This is a genomic window from Chryseobacterium sp. YR221 (assembly GCF_900176315.1).
In the GTDB taxonomy this organism is placed as follows: Bacteria; Bacteroidota; Bacteroidia; order Flavobacteriales; family Weeksellaceae; genus Chryseobacterium; species Chryseobacterium rhizosphaerae.
Map to the genome: position 1 here is coordinate 192,322 of NZ_FWXM01000004.1, position 18,914 is coordinate 211,235.

Annotated in this window: 25 protein-coding genes; 17 read left to right on the forward strand and 8 right to left on the reverse strand. The window is 35.8% G+C overall.

Annotated elements, in window-relative coordinates:
• Positions 1-38: 38 nt before the first annotated feature.
• The 7 genes from B8967_RS13295 to B8967_RS13325 form a co-directional block, all read right to left on the reverse strand.
• On the reverse strand, positions 39-959 hold the full coding sequence (locus tag B8967_RS13295; protein WP_047484704.1) for a helix-turn-helix transcriptional regulator: 921 nt from the start codon (positions 957-959) through the stop codon (positions 39-41).
• Positions 960-1,405: 446 nt separating this feature from the next.
• On the reverse strand, positions 1,406-1,576 hold the full coding sequence (locus B8967_RS22515; protein WP_156125996.1) for a hypothetical protein: 171 nt from the start codon (positions 1,574-1,576) through the stop codon (positions 1,406-1,408).
• Positions 1,577-1,777: 201 nt separating this feature from the next.
• Entirely contained in the window at positions 1,778-2,332 is a 555-nt protein-coding gene (locus B8967_RS13305; protein WP_047485076.1) for a hypothetical protein, read from the reverse strand.
• A 4-nt stretch (positions 2,333-2,336) separates the two neighbouring features.
• Complete coding sequence (locus tag B8967_RS13310) at positions 2,337-3,020, reverse strand: hypothetical protein (RefSeq protein ID WP_084086419.1); 684 nt, start codon at positions 3,018-3,020, stop codon at positions 2,337-2,339.
• A gap of 69 nt (positions 3,021-3,089) precedes the next feature.
• Positions 3,090-3,680, reverse strand: a complete 591-nt coding sequence (locus tag B8967_RS13315; RefSeq protein WP_084086420.1) for a DUF2589 domain-containing protein — start codon at positions 3,678-3,680, stop codon at positions 3,090-3,092.
• Positions 3,681-4,038: 358 nt separating this feature from the next.
• On the reverse strand, positions 4,039-5,076 hold the full coding sequence (locus tag B8967_RS13320) for a patatin-like phospholipase family protein (RefSeq protein ID WP_084086421.1): 1,038 nt from the start codon (positions 5,074-5,076) through the stop codon (positions 4,039-4,041).
• Positions 5,077-5,266: 190 nt separating this feature from the next.
• Complete coding sequence (locus B8967_RS13325) at positions 5,267-5,767, reverse strand: M15 family metallopeptidase (protein WP_084086422.1); 501 nt, start codon at positions 5,765-5,767, stop codon at positions 5,267-5,269.
• Positions 5,768-6,373: 606 nt separating this feature from the next.
• Here B8967_RS13325 and B8967_RS13330 point away from each other — a divergent pair.
• Both B8967_RS13330 and B8967_RS13335 read left to right on the forward strand, forming a co-directional pair.
• The gene (locus tag B8967_RS13330; protein ID WP_084086423.1) at positions 6,374-6,676 is read left to right on the forward strand and encodes a hypothetical protein; all 303 of its coding nucleotides are present in this window, start codon (positions 6,374-6,376) and stop codon (positions 6,674-6,676) included.
• A 42-nt stretch (positions 6,677-6,718) separates the two neighbouring features.
• Entirely contained in the window at positions 6,719-6,949 is a 231-nt protein-coding gene (locus tag B8967_RS13335; RefSeq protein ID WP_084086424.1) for a hypothetical protein, read from the forward strand.
• On the opposite strand, the gene B8967_RS13340 is transcribed toward B8967_RS13335, so the two are convergent.
• Positions 6,950-7,372, reverse strand: coding sequence for a hypothetical protein (locus B8967_RS13340; protein ID WP_084086425.1), 423 nt, complete (start codon positions 7,370-7,372; stop codon positions 6,950-6,952).
• Positions 7,373-7,658: 286 nt separating this feature from the next.
• Here B8967_RS13340 and B8967_RS13345 point away from each other — a divergent pair, with 286 nt between their 5' ends.
• The 15 genes from B8967_RS13345 (at position 7,659) to B8967_RS13410 (ending at position 18,810) form a co-directional block, all read left to right on the forward strand.
• Positions 7,659-8,837 (forward strand): DUF2586 family protein, encoded by a 1,179-nt coding sequence (locus B8967_RS13345; RefSeq protein WP_084086426.1) that lies wholly within the window; start codon positions 7,659-7,661, stop codon positions 8,835-8,837.
• Positions 8,838-8,839: 2 nt separating this feature from the next.
• Positions 8,840-9,274, forward strand: coding sequence for a hypothetical protein (locus B8967_RS13350; RefSeq protein WP_084086427.1), 435 nt, complete (start codon positions 8,840-8,842; stop codon positions 9,272-9,274).
• 2 nt (positions 9,275-9,276) lie between these two features.
• The gene (locus B8967_RS13355) at positions 9,277-9,600 is read left to right on the forward strand and encodes a hypothetical protein (RefSeq protein WP_084086428.1); all 324 of its coding nucleotides are present in this window, start codon (positions 9,277-9,279) and stop codon (positions 9,598-9,600) included.
• 71 nt (positions 9,601-9,671) lie between these two features.
• Positions 9,672-9,794, forward strand: coding sequence for a hypothetical protein (locus B8967_RS22710; RefSeq protein WP_262484307.1), 123 nt, complete (start codon positions 9,672-9,674; stop codon positions 9,792-9,794).
• A 23-nt stretch (positions 9,795-9,817) separates the two neighbouring features.
• A complete protein-coding gene (locus B8967_RS13360; protein ID WP_084086429.1) occupies positions 9,818-12,022 on the forward strand; it encodes a phage tail protein in 2,205 nt (734 codons plus the stop codon).
• A gap of 1 nt (position 12,023) precedes the next feature.
• Positions 12,024-12,671: a DUF6046 domain-containing protein gene (locus tag B8967_RS13365; protein WP_084086430.1), complete on the forward strand. Its 648-nt coding sequence runs from the start codon at positions 12,024-12,026 to the stop codon at positions 12,669-12,671.
• Positions 12,652-13,629 (forward strand): hypothetical protein, encoded by a 978-nt coding sequence (locus tag B8967_RS13370; protein ID WP_084086431.1) that lies wholly within the window; start codon positions 12,652-12,654, stop codon positions 13,627-13,629. The genes B8967_RS13365 and B8967_RS13370 overlap by 20 nt, the downstream gene beginning before the upstream one ends.
• Positions 13,626-14,102, forward strand: coding sequence for a hypothetical protein (locus B8967_RS13375; protein ID WP_084086432.1), 477 nt, complete (start codon positions 13,626-13,628; stop codon positions 14,100-14,102). Before B8967_RS13370 ends, B8967_RS13375 begins: the two co-directional genes overlap by 4 nt.
• Positions 14,103-14,105: 3 nt before the next feature.
• Positions 14,106-14,309: a hypothetical protein gene (locus B8967_RS13380; RefSeq protein WP_084086433.1), complete on the forward strand. Its 204-nt coding sequence runs from the start codon at positions 14,106-14,108 to the stop codon at positions 14,307-14,309.
• A gap of 1 nt (position 14,310) precedes the next feature.
• Positions 14,311-14,592 (forward strand): hypothetical protein, encoded by a 282-nt coding sequence (locus B8967_RS13385; RefSeq protein WP_084086434.1) that lies wholly within the window; start codon positions 14,311-14,313, stop codon positions 14,590-14,592.
• Positions 14,576-14,881, forward strand: coding sequence for a hypothetical protein (locus B8967_RS13390; RefSeq protein ID WP_084086435.1), 306 nt, complete (start codon positions 14,576-14,578; stop codon positions 14,879-14,881). Before B8967_RS13385 ends, B8967_RS13390 begins: the two co-directional genes overlap by 17 nt.
• Positions 14,881-15,807, forward strand: coding sequence for a nucleotidyltransferase (locus B8967_RS13395; protein ID WP_228406178.1), 927 nt, complete (start codon positions 14,881-14,883; stop codon positions 15,805-15,807). Before B8967_RS13390 ends, B8967_RS13395 begins: the two co-directional genes overlap by 1 nt.
• Positions 15,797-16,261 carry a hypothetical protein gene (locus B8967_RS13400; protein ID WP_084086436.1) on the forward strand — a complete coding sequence of 155 codons (465 nt, stop codon included), beginning with the start codon at positions 15,797-15,799 and terminating at the stop codon, positions 16,259-16,261. The genes B8967_RS13395 and B8967_RS13400 overlap by 11 nt, the downstream gene beginning before the upstream one ends.
• Positions 16,254-17,093, forward strand: a complete 840-nt coding sequence (locus tag B8967_RS13405; RefSeq protein ID WP_084086437.1) for a phage baseplate protein — start codon at positions 16,254-16,256, stop codon at positions 17,091-17,093. Before B8967_RS13400 ends, B8967_RS13405 begins: the two co-directional genes overlap by 8 nt.
• A gap of 4 nt (positions 17,094-17,097) precedes the next feature.
• Complete coding sequence (locus B8967_RS13410; protein ID WP_084086438.1) at positions 17,098-18,810, forward strand: hypothetical protein; 1,713 nt, start codon at positions 17,098-17,100, stop codon at positions 18,808-18,810.
• The last annotated feature ends 104 nt before the right edge of the window (positions 18,811-18,914 follow it).

Genomic DNA, 18,914 nt, shown 5'->3' on the forward strand with positions numbered 1-18,914 from the left:
AAATATAATTAAAAAATATGAGATAAAACCATTCCCGGTTAGCTTTCCAGGTAACGGTTCAGAGACTCCTGAAGATGGTTTCGTATGTCGTCAACTAAACATTTAGGTTCTAAAACGGTTACCTCTTTTCCATACGATAGAATTTCCTGCATAAAGTCATAAGTGGGATGAAGGAAAAACTCAAAATAGATCTCTTCCGGAGTTTCTTTGGTTTCTTTCTGTGACTGGTGAAGCGGAAAACTTCTGATATATTCCCCTTGATGACGGCTGCATTTCAATACGATATTTTGTGGTTTTTGTTCTGCAAGATTCATCACTCCAAATGCATTTTTAAAGTGCTCTCTGAAATTATAATTATACTTCTCACGGAATTTATTTTTCCCCACATCCAGATAATTGATTCTGTCTAATCCGAATGATTTTAGGACCTTATCTTTTGTGTCTATAGCAATAAGGTACCATCTGTCTTTAGATTCCTTCAAAGCAAGTGGATGTACTTTTCGGGAGGTCATCAGTTTGTTTTTATAATTGTAATGTTCAAAACTAACCACCCTTTTATTACGGATTGCAAAAAACAGATCATAAAAATGCTCCACACCGGTTGGTTTTCTGCTTTCAAAAAAAATGAAATCTGAAAAATCAGGATGAAGATTCAGGGCATTGCTTACCTGAAAAGATTCCAGTAATTTTTGGTTGTACTCATCCACTTCCATGATAGGGCGGCTTTCAATATAATACCGGTTGTCTCCCTTTTTCTTATTGTGAATAGAAAGGTTGAAAAGATCTGAAATCTCACGGATATCTCTTTGCAGTGTTCGGATAGAATAGCTCTTGATTCCGGCATCCTGAAATTCAAAAGAGTTTAAAAGGTATTCTTCCAGCTGAGTATAGGTGGCCGGGGAGCTTTCTAATCTTTTAATGATTAAGGCATATCTCGTCAAATAAAAATCTTTCTTCATGGTAAAATTTTGTACCACAAATATATGGGCTTAATGCGACAAAACGTGTCGTGTTATATTTTTTTGTGAAATTTTTCGAAAGAAAAAGCGGCCTTAGAACGATAAATATTCTGCTATAGAAGGTTAGCGTTTACTGAGCATCGCTATTATTTTTTAATAGCGTGAGGAAGGTTGACAATTTTTGTCTAGGATCAGATAAAAGAGAAACCAGCTACTTCCTGTTATGGATCAGGTAAGCAGCTGGTTTCATAAAATGTCAGGCTAGTGATATGAAAAAATTGCTTTAGGTAAAGCTATTCTTTAAATGATTGGGTGTATTTATAACACTGTTCTGGCTGCCCACTCTTTTGTGATGGTGAATTCAAAGGTGTTTTGAAAATGGCGAGATTGCAATGGATGCATAAGTATGGTGGACAGCTTCAGAACGTATAGTGTTTATGGTATATTTATAGTGTATCTTCTTCAAGTACATCGTTTTCAAAATCTTGTCTGAAGAAGTTTTCAATGTCATTGAGATAGTTTTCATAATCCATCTCTGCATTTTCGATGTCACTCCATTCTATAGTATAGAGATCTTCATCGAAGATAATATCTGTGTGGTGATTGGGTGTCTCCATGTTTTGTGTTTTAAGGTGTTGGTTAATTTTTGAACATATTTCGGGCTGTTCAGCATAGATCAATGTTGAATTCAAAGGCTTTTTAAAGTTTTTTATTAATTGTTTTTGTGCTCTTGTTTATATTTCAAAAATAATCGAGGGAGGCGTCAAAACTTGACGTATAAAAAAAATAACTCAAAAAAATTTTGAGCTATTTTAGTTTTAAGAAAAATCTTTGATATCTATTTCATCAGCAATAAGCATAATAATGTCCATTTCAGAAAGCATAGACTTGAGCTTTACTCCACCTAATTTTAAATCATCATCCGAAATAATATGCCACCAGACTTTCTGAACGAAATCCTCAAATGCTATTTCTGATGTATAAAGGCGGGTTGTTTTTTGTGCTGCTAACGCTAATATTTGTTTGGTGATATCTCTGCACTCATTCATTTTGGTTTCATGAGGCAGTAATACATTCAGGACACAGCTTTGTGCATCGTGAAGAAGGTTTGCTGTAATTCTGAGCTGGTTTTTTTTAGCATTAAAACTTCTCTCATCGCTGATTTTACCTGCCAGAATCTTACTTCTGAATCCTGCTATTTCTGAAACTTCACTGATGCTGTTTGTAGAAAGAATATTTTCTACAGACTTCAGCCATGAAAGCATTCTCTCAACAAAAAAAGGATCTTTTTTCTCCAGAGAAGAAACAATGCCTGGAAACTCCAGCAGCTGATCCTTTAACTGGGAAACTAAAATAAACTGTGACTTTTTCATTCTATTATTCAGGGATAAGTGTTTCTATAATATTTCCATTGATATCCTCATATCTTGACCATTCCATACCTGCTTCACTCACACTCATTTTAGCAAAAATCAGACATTTGGCATCCAGCTGCATCAACTTACTGGCCTCCACAATAATCTCACGGTCATCTGTTTTTTCAATAACTCTTCTGGCCTCCAAAACAATTCTGTCGAAAAGGCGGTCTGATAAAAACTGAGGATCTGTATTATTCCATGTAAAATTGGAAAGTGACCGGCAGTATTCCACGGTATATTTAGAAATAGGTTCAAAATACTGTATCTGAGTATCGGTGAGAGTAGGTTTGTTTTCGGCCTTGATTTTCTTTATATAATCATTATAACTAAGCTCCTGATTGGCTAAAAAATTCTTTAAATTCTGATCATTTTTTATATCAGAAGGATTATAATCCGCCTGAGCTACTTTGGTAATTTCGTCATAAGAAAAGTCTCTGAAAGGCAGGATAGGAGAACTTCCGGCTGCAGCAAAAGGAATGGTAAGATCCACTGTTCCCACTTTCATTCTTGGAATGGAAAAATGTTTCAATAAATCATCTTTAGCATATTCTTTTGCTATTTGTACAGTCTGTAAATCGGTCATTTTTCTGGCTGCTGCAATCTCAGAGACAATACCTCCTAAATATTCATTCAATTTTGGCATGATAATTTTTTTTTAATTGATAAAGATTTTTTAAAAGGATGGCTGCCGGAACAGCCATCCTGAAAATTATTAAGAAGGATTAGTTACCGGTGTTGCGGAAGCAACAATAGCATCTTCTAACATATCCATAATTTTTGAAAGTCCTGCAGGTAATTCATCGTTTACAGCTTTTACATGTACTCCCAACGTATATGTTTTTTCCGTGGTTGAAGTACTTGAGTTGGTTTTCTTATAAGAAGCTGAAGCGTTGAATTTAACTTTCCAGAATTTAGCGCTGATAGAAGCGCTTCCCTGGAATTCACTAGCAATACTCTGAGTTTCTACTGAATTAAGTTTTGCATTGAAATCAATAGTCATTTCATCAATTCTTAAAGCCGGAATCGTCAGCATAGAAAGCAATGGAACACTTAATTTTACTTCTGATTTTACTACGCTATCACTATTTTCAGCGGTGCTGGGAACTGATTTTGTATAGGTAAAATCTACATACTTAAGTTTTTTGGCTCCTCCTTCTGCAACACCCTCTTCAAAGCCAACCTCTTTAATAAAGTTGACCTGTGACATCGATGCATCATGCTGTGCTTTGATAGCCGCCTGCATAGGCCCTCCGATGTAAACGCTGAAATCTAAACTGTTTAATTCTTGTACTAAATTTGCCATAATTCTAAAATTGTTAAGGTTATTAATTGGTTAATAATATATAGTAGTGCTAGCAGACTAATATTCAATATTGAGCAATAATTATCCTGTTCAGTATTTGATCTACTGAAGGTTATTATTAAAAATAATGGGGATATGTTAAGTTTGGAATAAGCTTATTTAGCTTTGGTTTCCTTGGTTATTTTGTTTATTCAAAGATAGTTGACTCAAGCGTCAAAACTTGTCGTGTTATAATTTATTTTCACTTTTATTTCGTTTTTTGTGTATATTATAAACTGACCGGGTCAACTGTTTCATTCGATGAGAATTCATGATATAAGCTTTTAAGCTTATTTGGGTTCATTATAAGCCTTTAAGCTTATATTTTGTTTCTGATGAGTTTTTGTACAATCTGATTTAAAACTTCCCGGTTGTCATCAATATAACTCAGACCGGCCTGGATCAGGTTTTCAATATTGGAGCGCCTTACATTATCCATAGCCGGTGAAGCGTTTTTCAGAGATGGGTTCAGACGGTAATAATTTTTCTGATTTCTTAAACCTAATGTTTGAAACATTTGAGAAAGCTGATAATCTACCGTTTCTGCATTGGCAGACATCAGAATATCAATGATTGGATTTACCCATCCTATTTTTCCTGCTTTTTCTAATCTTTTAAACGGATAAGGACGGGATTCCACTCCGGTGCCTATAGAAATGATGATCATATCATTAACACCGGGATGATTGGCTTTCTGATGGTTTTTTAAAACTTCGGCAAAAGGAATTTTCCTGGCTTCTGCATAAGCACAAAGAGCAGGGTTATTCGCAAACATTCCCCCATCAATCAGGCTGAAGATCTGTCCGTACATAGATTTGATCTGTACAGGACTGAAATAAGTAGGGGCTGCTGCAGTAGCTCTGCAAATATCTTTTACATAAAAATTATCAGTACTGAGATTGGCTTCCCAGGAATTGAAAAGCTTGGCTCTTCTGTTTTCTATATCATAACTTGTAATTAAACACGGTTTTATTAATTCTTTTAATTCTAAATTTCCAAAAAAGTCATTCAGATTTTTTTCAAGGGCTTCTTGGGAAATTCTTTCATTCAGTAATCCAAATGGATTAACCAGTTTTTCCCAAAAAGATACCTGAAAGATGTCTCCACCCTTTTCAGCATATAATTCTAACCCTTTCTGGATAGAATATTTTGCCTTTCGGGTTTCGTCGGGGCATAAGATAATAGAAGCAATCAGACCTCCTGTACTGCTGCCTGCTACCAGATCAAAATAATCTCCGAGCCTTGCTGTAGGCTTATCATAGTACTGGAGCTGTTCTTCTATGTAACGTAGAATAATACAGGTAATAATTCCCCTTATTCCACCCCCGTCCAAAGAAAGAATGGTTGTCTTTTTCATGTGATGTTTTAATTGTTTGTTAAAGGGACACATGCAATCTTAAATCTCTAGAACCTTTTATTTTACTGGGAAAAATTAGTATTCTATATCGAGATTTCATTGCTTTTTTAGTGGTTTTCTTGTCAGGTAAAGGTAGGCGGGGAAAGCGACAGAACGTGTCGTATTATAATTAATTTCAGATAAAAAAGAATTAAAATAGGATATAATTCTGTTGATCTCTGGGCATTTTTAAAAGGGTTCTCCAATTGACTTTAATAAGATCTTCTCCCTGGGAGATATTCTTTTTTTCAAAGTGGGGAAGGTCTTTGAATGTTTTCCAGTTTCCACCCCAATCCCAGCCATGTCTGGCAAAGATTTTTACACACTCATACCAATCGGCAACCCGGTCATTATCCCAGTCTTTTGCGGTATCCCAGCTTGCCATTTTTCCGTCAATAATCAGACAGATATCTACAGCAAGACCATAATTATGAATGCTTTGTCCGGCTTTGGCATTGGTTACTTTTTTTCCTGAAGTAAGTCTTCCAATGGCATAAAGTCTTTCCTGTTCTTCAAAAGATCTCAGACCCTGGGTGATCCTTATTTTTGCTCTTCCGGTAAGTGCTTTGTCACATTCTTTTATGATCTGCTTTACTTCATCCCTGACCAGTGGGTGAAGTAACTGGATTCTTTCTGATGTTACTTTGTCCATATTTTTTTACTATTATAGAGCAAAGGTATAGGGCGGTAGCGACAAAACTTGACGTGTGTAGAATAAAAAATGTTTTATTCATCCTTTCTTGAATTGATTACTTAAAATAAAAAGGCTATTCAAATAAGCAATCCTTTGTTGTTTATATATGGAGATTAAATAGGTACGACCGTAAGACGAGCTGATTAACGATTGCTTCTGCAATTCTAGTTTAAAACTTGTAAAAGTATCGCGCGCGCGTCAGAAAGCAAAGGAGAAAAGTAATCTTGCAAATTATCGATTGGAGATTATTGAGAATTTATGTTATATAAAATCCTTGGTTGTCAATTTATTATAGAAAAATCGATTGTTTTTTTTAAAATAACATTAAAAAAAAATTAAACACGTCAGGTTTTGACGTTGCCCATATCCATCTTTGCCTCAAGAAAAACACAAGATCTTATAACAGTAACGATGAAAACTAACAACGATATAATACTGTAAAAATCTCTATTAAATAAGGCCTTCAAGAATACTGATCTCTGTCTTCAGCCTTATAAAAAATAGAATGATAATATGATCTTACGAAATACCTTACACAAAATATTAATTTGAAATTAAAACAAAATGGTAATTATTAAGTATGAAAATTTAACCCTTGCTTTAGACAGTATTTACAATATTTTAAGCTGGTATGACAGGGTATCGCTGCATACCTACATGCAAGGAAAAACTTTAGTAACAGAAAATGCTGCGAAACTTTTAAAATTTGTAAAAAGATACGAATGGTCTTCTCCAAAGATGAGATACAATCAAAATAATATATTAGAATATTATGATTCTAAAGTCGAAAATTGGTTGCCTGCTTCACGGTATATTGAGAATCATCCCGGATTAACAACTCAAATTCAGGAATATCTGAGTAATTAATTTTCACCAAGTAAAAGATCCAGTTATTAAAAGAAAAAATGTATGAAAAACACAAAACAGTCCTTAGGGGCAAAAAGAAATAAATTACTTCGATATCAACAAGTAATGGATGAATTTAACAAGCACGATTGCAGGTATATGCCTATTACCGTTATCTGGAGGGAGTTTATATATCCAAAATTTCATATCAGCAGAGATACTTTATATCGTATACTAAATACTCCAATAGAAGAGGAGCTTGAAAAAACAAATACTCCTCATTCTTTTTCTTAATTAAACATTAGTCATTTCAAAAGTATAGATTACTTTATATACAATCATTCCATTCGTGCGTTTTAAACGTTTATAATTTTCCCTTTTCAGAACGGAACAATTTTCAGCCGGGGAATAACCGTGTAATAAAGTATGTACTTTTTCCATCAAACTATGTTCTACCCAGTTTTCAGTGGTCACATCCAACCGTGGATTTGCGATGCTAAGTTTTAGTCTAAACTTACCAGTCTGCCTATTTTTTGGTGTTTTCGTTTGGTCTCTTCCCAAATCATTGTAGAATGCTCTGGATATGTTAAATAAACAACATGGCCAAGCCATGGCTATCTCTGGATTCAGATTTAATTGTCCCCAATCTTCTCCGATATAATTGAATTCCGTGATGCCGGAAAGGCGGGCCTGAATACTTTCTAAAATTGTCTTCATATGTACATGTAATTGTTTTGAATGATGCAAAGTTCTGCTAATTTGATTCAGGATAAAATATTGAATATGAGAATCGTACAGCTAAGTAAGAACGTCTTACAGATGTGTCTGCAAATCTGACAACTCTTTCCATATGAAGATTTAACATCGCAACTTTGCCTCAGAAAACAAGAGATAATTATCAAAATTTAAATTTTTAAAAATGCTCAAATTTCAACATGCAACTGTAAATAAGTTGCAAAATTCTGTAAAAAATAATTTTAAAAAACTTGTAAAAACAAAGTAAATGAACGGAGTAAAATTTGTAAGAGAAAATGGAGGTCTAAACAGATTGTTATCTGGTGAAGATCACATTTCAGGATTAGTAGTTATTGGCGAAGCGGCTCTTGAAAGCCAGTTGGTCCTATCAGTTGAGGAGCTAGCCGAAAAAGGGATCACGGTGGCAGCAATGCCGGTTACCTTTTATCAGATTAATGAATTTTTCAGGATTAATCCTGGTGCAAAGTTGTACGTAAAAGGAGTAAAAACATCTGATGCAACTTACTCAGAAGTAAAACAACTACAAAATTTCGCTGAAGGTAAACTGAGAAGAGTTGCAGTCTGTGACTTTAAAAGAGCGGCTTCAGAACTTTCTGCAGCTGTGGGAAGTCTTAACCAGGTCGCAAAAGATTTAAGAGCATTGAACATTCCTTTAAGTACATTCTTATCTGTAAAAGTTGCAGCTCAGGATATGGCAGCATTACCCTCTTTACATACACTGGATGCTGAAAATGTAAGTGTGGTATTGGGTCAGGATATGGGAGGATTAGGACGTTTCTTATCAGGAGCAAACCCTTCTTTAAGTGCAATTGGAGCGGTATTGGGTGCGAGCTCAAAGGCAAAAGTCCATGAATCTATCGCTTGGGTAGAAAAACAAAATTTAGTTTCTGGAGCATACTCAAAATTATTGGCTGATAATAATGAGCTGGCAAGAGAGATGGATGTTTTAGGATTCTGTGACGGGTCTTTATTGAGTTCTTATACCCCTCAACAGATTCAGGAAATGAATGAGAATGGATATATTTTCGGTATTAAATATGCAGGTCAGGCTGGATCTTACTTCAATGACAGCTTTACGGCAACCAAAAAGGATAGTGATTTTGCTTATATCGAAAACAACACAACTGTTGATAAGGCTATCAGAGAAATCAACAGAGTCTTAACCCCAAAAATTTCTTCACCTGTATACATCGATCCGGATACTGGATTCTTAGAAAATTCATCTGTATCTGCTTTAGAAGCATTATGTGATGACGTTCTGGACCAAATGGTAAGAGAGGGAGAGATCAGCGGATATAAAGTGTACATCAACCCTGCACAACAGATCTTGAGAGATTCAAAACTTGAGGTTGTATTAAAAATTGTTCCTGTAGGAACGTTAAGAGAAATTACTGTAAAAATAGGTTTAACATTAACAACTAACTAAAAATGGCATTAGAATTAGAACCATTAATCAATGGAAGAGAATATGGCTGGAGTGATATCGTGGTAAATATCGGCGGAGTGCCGGTAACAGGTATCAGAGCTGTAAAATATGAAGAGGAACAGGAAAAGGAAAACATTTATGGTGCAGGTAGAAACCCTGTAAGCAGAGGTTACGGAAGGGTAAAAGCTACCGCATCTATCACATTACTTTCGGGGACACTTTTTGCCCTGAAATCTAAAGCTCCCAAAGGACAGCTTCACAGAATCGCACCATTTACTGTTGTGGTAAGCTATCAGCCGGAATCAGGACCTGTGGTAACACATTTATTAAAAAATGCAGAGTTCAAGAAAACAGCTTTTGACTGGAAAGAAGGTGACATGAGTAAAGAAATTGAATTAGAACTTTTAATCTCTCACATCGTAGATAAATCTTTATAAAAATGAGTACAGAAAAATTAATATGTGGGCTTACAGAAGCTCAGATTGCCGAATTAAAAGCCCAACACGGGCTTTTAATTGAGGGAACAGTGAAACAAGGTGATAACGAATACAAGGCTATTTTCAAAGAGCCTGATTTCAAAACACTGGAAGCAACCGGTGCTATCGCTAAAAATAACGAAATCAAAGGAACGAAAGCCCTTTTCGACAATTGTATTGTTGCTGCAGATGACGCGATCAAACAGAGGGATTTCCTTCAGTTGAAAGCCGTGGAGTGCGTAGCCAATCATATGAATTCTTTTAGTGTTTCAGTAAAAAACTTATAAGCTCGCTAAATGGCGAGCAAAGTGAAAACGAACGCTGGAAAGGGGATGCTCTTATACGATCCAATTTTCATATGGATCCCGAGGAGCTGAAGCTTTCTCAATGGGCTAAACTTTACGCACAAGCTATGTGGCTGGAAAAATGGAAATTAGAAAATCAGGCTGAGATTTTAAGCAGCCTGTTTGGTAAAGAATAATAAAAAGAATTTATGATAAAAAAATGGATACAATATTTAATTTAGAGTTATTACGGAGCGTCTATGTTTTTAAAGACTTAAATAGTTCTATTAAAGATGTTAACACTTCTCTTGAAAAAACTACAAGCAGCATTCGGTCTTTATCTGATTCTTTTTCTTCTTTTACCAAGTCTTCTGTTGAAAAAGTAAAGGAACTGTCATCAGAGTTTAAAGAACTTACGAAAAGCATAGCCGCACCTCAGGTTGTCACAATATCTTTTGATAGTTCAGGAGCTATGAATGAGTTTTCAAAAATCAGTTCAATGGCTCAGAATTTTTCTGAACTGTCATATAAAGAAACCCTTACTCAATCTACAAAAATTGGCAGACCTAATTCTGCTGAAGGAAAAGGAGAAGATAAAGAAGAATCTGTTTTTGGAAAAATTATAGAGGTTGTTACTAAACTGGGAGAAGTTTCAGAAGCAATAGGAAACGTTTGGGATCTTATAGAAAGGTTCACCGGAAAAGGAAGAGATTCTGCATCCGGCTCTGGAGGAGGAGGAGAGCTTGTACCAGCTCTTGGAGAAGGTATTGGCGGTTTAATACAGAGAGCTTTACCCAAATTAAGAACTGTATTTACGGCGATAAGAACAGGTTTGTCTGGTGTAATGGCTTCCATTGGAGAAGTGGGGGCCGCATTACTAGCAATTCCAGGCGTTGGAGAAGTCCTTCTTGTTGTTGCTGCGGTTGTAGCCTTGGTTATTGCAATTAAACAGCTTTGGGAACATTCAAAACGTTTCAGAGAAATGATTGGATACATAGAGGGAGCAGGCAAAGCAGTATTCCATAATCTTGGGATTTATGCTACAAGGCTTTGGGAATTGGCAATAAAACCTCTTATAGATAAAACAGTTTCAGGATTCAGTGCACTTTTTTCATTCATTGGAGCTGTTGCTAAAGCAGCATGGTCGGGGATTGTTTTAGCCGTTAAAACAGCTGTTTCAACAATCTCAACTACGGCTCAGGGGGCTTGGTCTGGATTTGTCCTGGCTTTCAATATTGCTGTTTCAACATTAAAAGCAATATGGAACGGATTTGTTACAGGCTTCAAAATCGCTGTTTCAGCAATAACAACTTCAGCGAAAGCAGCTTGGTCTGGATTTGTTCAGGCTTTCAATATTGTTGTTTCATCATTGAAATCAATATGGAATGGATTTGTTACGGGCTTCAAAATTGCTATTTCAGCTATTGTAACTTCAGCAAAAGCGGCTTGGTCTGGAATTGTTCAGTCTTTTAATCTCGTTATTTCAGGATTTAGAACTGCCTTTTCATCTGTTATCAATCTGGCTAGAGGCTTGTGGGCAGGTATTACTGCAGTCTTTAGAAATATAGGGATAGCATTCAAAGCAGTCGGTACTGCAATTGTTTCGAGTTTTAGAGTTGTGTTTTCTGTTATCAGAGGGCTTATTGATGCTGTCTGGTCAGGGATTGTCTTGGTCTTTAACAGTGTTTGGAAATTCATTGTATCTCTCTTTAAAAGTGTTGTTATGGTATTCAAAGCAATATGGAGTACAATTATTTCAGTATTTAAAGGGATCTGGAATGTTATTGTAGGCGTTTGGTCGGGAATGACTGAGATTTTCTCAAAATTCAAAGCATGGATCTATGATGCAATCTTAAACCCGATTATTGAAACATTTAGCGGTGTTTGGGCTTGGATTACAGACCTTATAGATAAAATTATTAACCGTCTTAGCAGTTTATTTGAACCTGTGAAAAGATTGTTGAAACAAATATTTTCATCGGAAGGTACGGTTAATATCAATGAAGCAGGAGAGAAAGGCGCTAAAGGAAGAGGTGACGAATTTGAGGCTGACAAGCTGAGAGATAAAATTAAGAAAGATGGAAAAGAAAGTGGTGGTAAGTCTAAATCAGGTGATGCTTTTGGAGGAGATATTTTTAACAGTAAATATGAAAGACAGCTTGATTTCAAAAACTTTGGAGCTTCTGCTTTAAGTAACGTTCAGTCCAGAAATTCTGCCTTTGGAGGAAAAGGAAGTATGAGCGGAGGCTCCGGAATGGGTGGACAAAAATCTGTAGGAAACCTTAACATCACAAAACTAATTGAGAACATGAATATCTATAACCAAAACAATACAATGAGTAAAGATGCTATCATTCAAATGGTAAGAGAAGCTTTATTAACGGCGGTTGCAGATTTTACATTGGCTCAGAAAGATACTTATTAATATGGAAAAGTCAACATCATTTCAGTTTCCACCATTGGAACAAACAGCTAAAAGCGCAGGTGTAAACCTGGCTTACAAATTTGGAATGCAGACCTCAAAACCTCTTATCCCCAAAGATAAAATGGAGCCTTATTTTAATGAGATTTCCGATAATATGGGAGTTCCTAGATTATCCACTCTTATTATTAAAAGTAAATCCGGAGAGCCATTTGAGTTTGTAGACTGTATCATTACAGTAAATCAGGAAAAAAATATTGTATCAACAGCTTTACAAGGCAGAGATGGTACCATTAAAGAATATATAAGTAAAGGAGATTTCAATATAAGCATTATTCTGGGGATTGTAAATTATGCAGACATATACATTCCTAATGCGATTCCCGGGTTGGCTATAGAGACAACCTATGCATCAGCAGAATATCCATTAGAGAGGATAAGAAAATTTCATGAGGTTTTAGCATCAGATGAAACGCTTGGTGTTTCTTCAGACTTTTTATCAATTTTTAAAATAAATTCTGCTGTTGTCAAATCTTATTCTTTAGAACAGGAAACCTTTGGTAACAGGCAGAGTATCAAGATAGAAATGCTGTCTGATTACCCTTACGAAATACAACTAAAAGAGCAGCAGGATGTTAAAGTTAACCAGTAAGATTACAATAGAAGGTGAGAAAACATGGGAGTTTTATTCCATTAATAATTGCTCTATCGTTCAGGATATTACCAGTCTTACAGATACCTGTGAACTTACTTTACCTAAAAAGATAGTTTGGCAGGGGCTGGTAAATGACAACTTCAAAACACCCCTCAAAAGAGGAGACAAAGTGACGGTTGAGTTAGGATATGACGGAAAACTGAAAACCAGATTTACCGGATTTATCAAAACAGTAGATGCCAAAACACCTGTTGTCATAAAGTGTGAAGACAGTATGTTTCTTCTAAAACAGAAAAAAGTCATTCCGAAAGCTTTTAAAACCGCTTTGCTGAAGGATGTTATGACACATATCCTGGTAGATACCGGAATCGATTTTAAATTGGTTGATGATACCTTGAAAGTAGGTAATTACAGAACCTCAAAACCCACTGTCGCCGATGAATTACAGGAGTTGAAGGAGAAATATATGCTTAATTCTTATTTCAGAACCATTAATGGGAAAAATGTCTTGTATGTAGGATTGATCTATCCTTTAGATAATCGGGAAAAATACAAATTCGTTTACGGAAAAAATATTATTTCCGAAGACTTTGAATATCGGGACAGAGCGGAAATAAAAGCAAAAGTAGAAGCGATCAGTTTTGATAGTAAGCATCGAAAAATAAACGTTGAGCTGGGAGACGAGGATGGAGACGTTATTAAGGTAAGAATTGACGGATTAACCGAACCGGAACTCAAAAAATATGCCCAAGAATCATTAGACAGATATAAACAGGGAGGTTTAAAAGGATCTTTTGAAACCTTCGGTCAGCCTGAAGTCAATACATGTGATATAGTTGAAATATTTCCCGGTGAAGAAAAAAACGGAGTTTATTTAATTAAAAAAAATGAGATCTCATTCGGTATCAATGGCTACCGCCAGAAAATTGAATTGGGACAACCATTATCACCATGAAAGATATAATTCAGGCTTTGGCCGCTACAGGAGATGAGGTATACGCAAAGATTTGCGAAGTACTGGTAATAGATGAAGAAAACAAAACTGCTGATCTGAGACCTTTGGACGGATCTGCAGATATCCTGGACGCCTACCTGGTTACTGATGACGCAAACGGATCAATGTATCTTGAGCCCGCTAAGGGCTCTTTAGTTTGCGTTGTCTTTATCAGTAAGCAGATCGCATGTGTTGTGAACCCTTCTGAGCTTAAACAGTTTAGAGTTAAAATTAAAGGGGTAGAATTTCAAATGGATCAGGAAGGGTTTTTACTGAAAAAAGAATCCGAAACATTAAAAGCATTAATGGCAGATCTTATCAAAGAGATCCGAAGGATGAAATTCACCACCAACACAGGAAGTACCATACAGCTTGTCAATGACCCTCAGTTTTCACTCATAGAAGACAGATTTAAAAACTTTTTAAAAGATTAAAGAATGGCTATTTCAGAAGACAGACTTAAAAAAAGAATAAAAGACGCAATGATTAAGTGCCAGAAGGAGACAGATAATCCGGATGGTTCTCTTGATAAAATAGCTGAAGCTATTGCAAATGCTGTTATTGAGGAACTAAAAGCTGCGGTTGTCACAGGCACATGTCCTCCCAACGGAGGACCATTAACTCTAGGAAAAATAACATAAGATGAAAGATTTTATTTTAGAAGATTATGATCTGAACATATCAGGAGGAGATTTTGAGATTGGCGACAGCGATTCTCAAACCGTAGAGTTTGTATTGATGAGCAAACAAGGCGACTGGAAACAATATCCCGAAACAGGATGCGATATCGCAAAAGCTCAGCACGGAAGCATCAATGTACTGCTGGAACGTAACATCAGAGTACAAATGCAGGCTGACGGGTTCAATATTGAGAAATTGAAAATAACAGAAACAGGAATAGAAATTAATGGAAAATACAGCTGATTTTAAAGTATACGATCAACAGATCTGGGAAGATATTTCTATCTATCTGTATGGAAAAGCAGATTATGCAATGGACTTGGCAATATTGAACGGAAGTTCTGTGACTGATGATATTATGCCAGGGAAAACTATAAAAATATTTACAGATAAAGAGCTTAATCGGTTGGTTCTGTATAGTTTGCAGAGTAATAATTCTATTCCGGCCACAGCAGTGGACGCATCACAGATGATAGTTGAGCCCGAAGGTATTGGATATTGGATAATCAAGAAAAATTTTATAGTAAAATAATGGCACGTAAAATAGAAGAAATACAACAAAGCATCCTTTTCTCCAAAAATACAGAAAAGGAATTGGATGTCCTTACAACAAATAGTAAAACGGGTATCTGGCAACTTTGGATTTATATTGTATCCGTTGCTATCTGGACTCTCGAAACACTTTTTGATCAACATAAAGCTGAGGTTAGTGATGCACTGGCCCAATTAAAACCACACTCTCCAAGATGGTATCGCAATAAAGCATTAGCATTTCAGGATGGTTTTGCTCTTATCGAAGACAGTGATGTTTTCAGACCGGATTTTTATGATATAGTGACAAATAAATGGATTCCGGCAACGGAAGAGCAGATAAGAAATTCTAAAATCATAAAATATTCCGCAGTAACGGAAGCTGAGATTGAAAGTAGATTAATTATCAAAATTGCAACAGAGAAAGATAAAGAACTAAGTCCGATTTCAAATGATAAGAAAAATAATTTTGAAAAATATATCAATGAAATCAAAGATGCAGGAGTGAGAGTTACTGTAGTAAATTATGAACCGGATATCTTAAAACTTCAATTGAAAATATATCGAAATCCTCTTGTATTAGACGGAAACGGAACACTTATACTAACCGGAGGAGGCAATAATCCTGTAAAAGATGCTATCAGACAGTACATGAAAGATCTTCCTTTTAACGGAGAATTGATTTTAGCTCATTTTGTAGATAAACTACAGAAAATAGAAGGGGTCGAAATCCCTCATATTGTGGGTGCTTCTACCAGATGGATAGAGGCAACATCAGGAGTATATGGAGATTTCACAGGAGTGGATGTTAAAAAAATACCTAGTTCAGGATACTTCAAAGTACTGTTTGCAGATGAATTGAATCCTGATGATCCTTATTATGAGGAAAAACTTAAAAACTCAAGTACAATAGAATATGTGGTATAATGTAGATTTTGGAAAATTACCGGTACGCTTTTTACCAACGTTTTTGCGTAAACCTAAAATGGTAGCCTGGATAAAATCATTATGTTATCCAATTGGAGAGCTATATACTTCATGGAGCTCTAATCGTAATGATAATTTATATAAACTCGGACATAATGGGCAGGTTTGTTATTTACGGGGCGCTCTTAATTTTAAGTTTGATACTGATAAGAAACGGATCAGAATTTTGGAAGGGAGTCAATACAAGTACCAATATATTTATTTAGATAACATTCAGCCCCGGTTCCTGGGGACAATGTTCCTGTATCAAGACTCAGATTACGGAGATACAGGGGTAGATTTTATTGTAGAAGTTCCGAAAGGACTAACCTACGATGACTATACCATGAGAACAATGATAAATTTTTATAAACTGGCGTCTAAGCGCTATAAAATTCAGGAATACAATGAATAAATTTGATTTTAATCAGATAGGAGGGTTTCCTCTTTCAACAAATATATTAGATGGAATGCAAACAGCTTACTCTTTGTTTAATGCTTTGGGTGAGATCGCAGGTAATTTTGCCATTATTTCAGGATGTAACGTTAATGGAAGCACAGTTTCAGACGGTGTAGTTTACATTAATGGTGAAGTATTGGCTTTTAAAGGAGGGCTTTTAGGAAGTAATGTTATTATTTTAGAAGATCCGGAAAATAGAGATTTTGAAAATGGAGAAAGAAAAACGGTTTTACGCAAACGATTTGCAACTTTCGGATCAAGTGTAACAAACTATCCATGGGGAGATTTCAAAAGAGTTTTTCCAACGGTACAGATCCAAAGTTTTAAAGATAATTTTGAAGCCAGACTTGCAGCTTTGGAAAACAAACCATCAGCAATTCCTGCCGGAATGATTGCTATTTGGAATAAACCTGCAACGGTTCCAATTCCTGAAGGGTGGAAAGAATGTGTAGATCTTAAAGGACGTGTGCCTGTAGGTTGGGATTCTGAAGATAATGATTTTGCAGCGGTAGGAAAAACGGCTGGTGAAAGTAGTGTGAAATTAGCACAGGAACAGCTTCCTAATGTTCGCTTAAAAACCTTTAGAAATATAGAGGTTGAGGGTTATGGGCCTGAAAAAGGAATTTATGCTGCTGTAAAGGTGTCAAGTGGAGGTAAAGAAAACTATTATATTACAGGGACATGGCAAGAACCCAATTTTTATGAAACATCTCCTTTAGGAAGTGGGGCTTCTCACAACAACCTTCAGCCTTACCGAGTTATTCGTTTCATTGAATTTATAGGATAAAACTATGAGTACTGATAAAACGACATTAAAAAGCTGGTTTGTCACAGCAGCAAAACCAAGCCAGGAGCAGTTCTGGGCCTGGATGGACAGCTACTATCACAAAAATGAACTTCTTCCCATGAACGCTGTTTATGGATTGGAAAATGCTTTAGCCAATAAAGCAGAAGCTTCATCCCTAGAATATTTCGCCATTAAAGATGGAAGCAATATTGAAAATCTCGAACAATGGAAAGATAAGCTAAATATCAATCAATTAGATTCCAAAAAAGCCAATAAAGATGCTTCAGGATTATCTCAAGATAATATAATATCTTGGAAAAGCGCTCTTAATGTAGGGAAATTACCGGAAAATATAGCCACCAATGATGGAGAAGATGAAAACGGGGATCCAATCTCCGGAACATCCTACACCAAAGAACAGAGTGACGAAAAATATTACAAAAAAGTAGATTCTGAATATTTTAATCCTAATTATGTTCTGCTTGCTGATGGAACTCCAAAAGCAGCAGGAGATCTTGGGAAAAATATTGCCAATTCATCTCTTACATCTGTTCCAGGAGCTGGGATGACTTTAGGCTCTGCTTATACGTGGAATACAGCAGCTCAGGATTTCAGTATTACAGGACTTTCCGATAAAGTGAATGACTCTTCTTTCAAGAATATGCTGGTTCAAAACAACTCCGGACAGGTAGGATATGCCAATCTTAGTCAATTGTTTATGAAACTTCCTGAATATATGACTGTAACGCAAAGAAATGATTGGATTTCCAAAATGAACGTTGATATTGCCAATACCTATTTACAGCTGATTACCGTAATTGACGGAAACTTCATTAACGGAACTCAGGATCATGTTGTTACCATTTATGGATTGAATATTAACAAACTTCAGGGGCTTGATCAGGTTACTATGGAATTAATAGGGCCGGACGGAAACCCTGTTCCTGATAATATGTTTGATGTAACATCTTATTCTGTAAACAGTAATAGTGAATTGGCTGTAAGTTTCCACTTTGAACCTTCTTATACATTCATGACCGGAGAATATACTTTAAAAGTTATTCGAAAACTGATTATTCTTGGCGAAGTGGGCATTATTGCCTATAACAGTTATAGTGATCAGGTGATGCCTGAATCTGAATTTACTTTAACAAATAATGGCCTGGAAAGTGCAAGGTATTCGGCCGGTACTTTTTCTGTTACATCGACATTTGCAGGAAGTGCAGTGTTGGTAAGTAATAATCCGCTACCTGTTAATTCAGATTATGATATTATTTTCACAATTTCGAATGCCTTTATAGGCCAGAATTTTGGAGCAAGTACCCAAAATAGAACCTTGGATTTCCAAAGTGGATTATCTATTAATAAAACGGCTTTACATGTAGGAGCTGCATCAGGTGTTTTTGGTGCAGGATTAGGATCTTTGGAATCAGCTGCTTACCGAATTATTTCCGGAGCGACACAAATTTTAGGGTATCAGGTGCATTCAGATTTTGGTATGCTAAAGTCTATCTCGGTAAAAGTAGTTTTGCAAAAAAGAGGTAATCGATACAAAGTAATTATTTACAAACTGGAAGATAGCTCTTTATTATACGCCGGTACTTTTAATAATACTACAGGAGATCCCATTTACTTTTATACAAACTTTGTAAAAGGAGGATATAACTCAGGTTTAACGGCGAATATGACCGGATTAATACGTAGAACTTATATCTAAAATTTTCACAAAAAATATCTAATCAATTCATCTGATTTAATTTTTATCATCCGTTGCTTAAAGTAGAGTAGCGGATGATAGATCTTACATTTTAATTAAATATA

Bases quoted from the DNA above. Each gene is read 5' to 3' on its own strand.
- B8967_RS13380 (WP_084086433.1), top strand. From the start codon at position 14,106: ATGGCTATTTCAGAAGACAGACTTAAAAAAAGAATAAAAGACGCAATG.
- B8967_RS13295 (WP_047484704.1), bottom strand. From the start codon at position 959: ATGAAGAAAGATTTTTATTTGACGAGATATGCCTTAATCATTAAAAGA.
- B8967_RS13305 (WP_047485076.1), bottom strand. From the start codon at position 2,332: ATGAAAAAGTCACAGTTTATTTTAGTTTCCCAGTTAAAGGATCAGCTG.
- B8967_RS13320 (WP_084086421.1), bottom strand. From the start codon at position 5,076: ATGAAAAAGACAACCATTCTTTCTTTGGACGGGGGTGGAATAAGGGGA.
- B8967_RS13345 (WP_084086426.1), top strand. From the start codon at position 7,659: ATGAACGGAGTAAAATTTGTAAGAGAAAATGGAGGTCTAAACAGATTG.
- B8967_RS13310 (WP_084086419.1), bottom strand. From the start codon at position 3,020: ATGCCAAAATTGAATGAATATTTAGGAGGTATTGTCTCTGAGATTGCA.
- B8967_RS13385 (WP_084086434.1), top strand. From the start codon at position 14,311: ATGAAAGATTTTATTTTAGAAGATTATGATCTGAACATATCAGGAGGA.
- B8967_RS22515 (WP_156125996.1), bottom strand. From the start codon at position 1,576: ATGGAGACACCCAATCACCACACAGATATTATCTTCGATGAAGATCTC.
- B8967_RS13325 (WP_084086422.1), bottom strand. From the start codon at position 5,767: ATGGACAAAGTAACATCAGAAAGAATCCAGTTACTTCACCCACTGGTC.
- B8967_RS13360 (WP_084086429.1), top strand. From the start codon at position 9,818: ATGGATACAATATTTAATTTAGAGTTATTACGGAGCGTCTATGTTTTT.
- B8967_RS13340 (WP_084086425.1), bottom strand. From the start codon at position 7,372: ATGAAGACAATTTTAGAAAGTATTCAGGCCCGCCTTTCCGGCATCACG.
- B8967_RS13400 (WP_084086436.1), top strand. From the start codon at position 15,797: ATGTGGTATAATGTAGATTTTGGAAAATTACCGGTACGCTTTTTACCA.
- B8967_RS13390 (WP_084086435.1), top strand. From the start codon at position 14,576: ATGGAAAATACAGCTGATTTTAAAGTATACGATCAACAGATCTGGGAA.
- B8967_RS13395 (WP_228406178.1), top strand. From the start codon at position 14,881: ATGGCACGTAAAATAGAAGAAATACAACAAAGCATCCTTTTCTCCAAA.
- B8967_RS13355 (WP_084086428.1), top strand. From the start codon at position 9,277: ATGAGTACAGAAAAATTAATATGTGGGCTTACAGAAGCTCAGATTGCC.
- B8967_RS13375 (WP_084086432.1), top strand. From the start codon at position 13,626: ATGAAAGATATAATTCAGGCTTTGGCCGCTACAGGAGATGAGGTATAC.
- B8967_RS13370 (WP_084086431.1), top strand. From the start codon at position 12,652: ATGTTAAAGTTAACCAGTAAGATTACAATAGAAGGTGAGAAAACATGG.
- B8967_RS13350 (WP_084086427.1), top strand. From the start codon at position 8,840: ATGGCATTAGAATTAGAACCATTAATCAATGGAAGAGAATATGGCTGG.
- B8967_RS13410 (WP_084086438.1), top strand. From the start codon at position 17,098: ATGAGTACTGATAAAACGACATTAAAAAGCTGGTTTGTCACAGCAGCA.
- B8967_RS13315 (WP_084086420.1), bottom strand. From the start codon at position 3,680: ATGGCAAATTTAGTACAAGAATTAAACAGTTTAGATTTCAGCGTTTAC.
- B8967_RS13330 (WP_084086423.1), top strand. From the start codon at position 6,374: ATGGTAATTATTAAGTATGAAAATTTAACCCTTGCTTTAGACAGTATT.
- B8967_RS13365 (WP_084086430.1), top strand. From the start codon at position 12,024: ATGGAAAAGTCAACATCATTTCAGTTTCCACCATTGGAACAAACAGCT.
- B8967_RS22710 (WP_262484307.1), top strand. From the start codon at position 9,672: ATGGATCCCGAGGAGCTGAAGCTTTCTCAATGGGCTAAACTTTACGCA.
- B8967_RS13335 (WP_084086424.1), top strand. From the start codon at position 6,719: ATGAAAAACACAAAACAGTCCTTAGGGGCAAAAAGAAATAAATTACTT.
- B8967_RS13405 (WP_084086437.1), top strand. From the start codon at position 16,254: ATGAATAAATTTGATTTTAATCAGATAGGAGGGTTTCCTCTTTCAACA.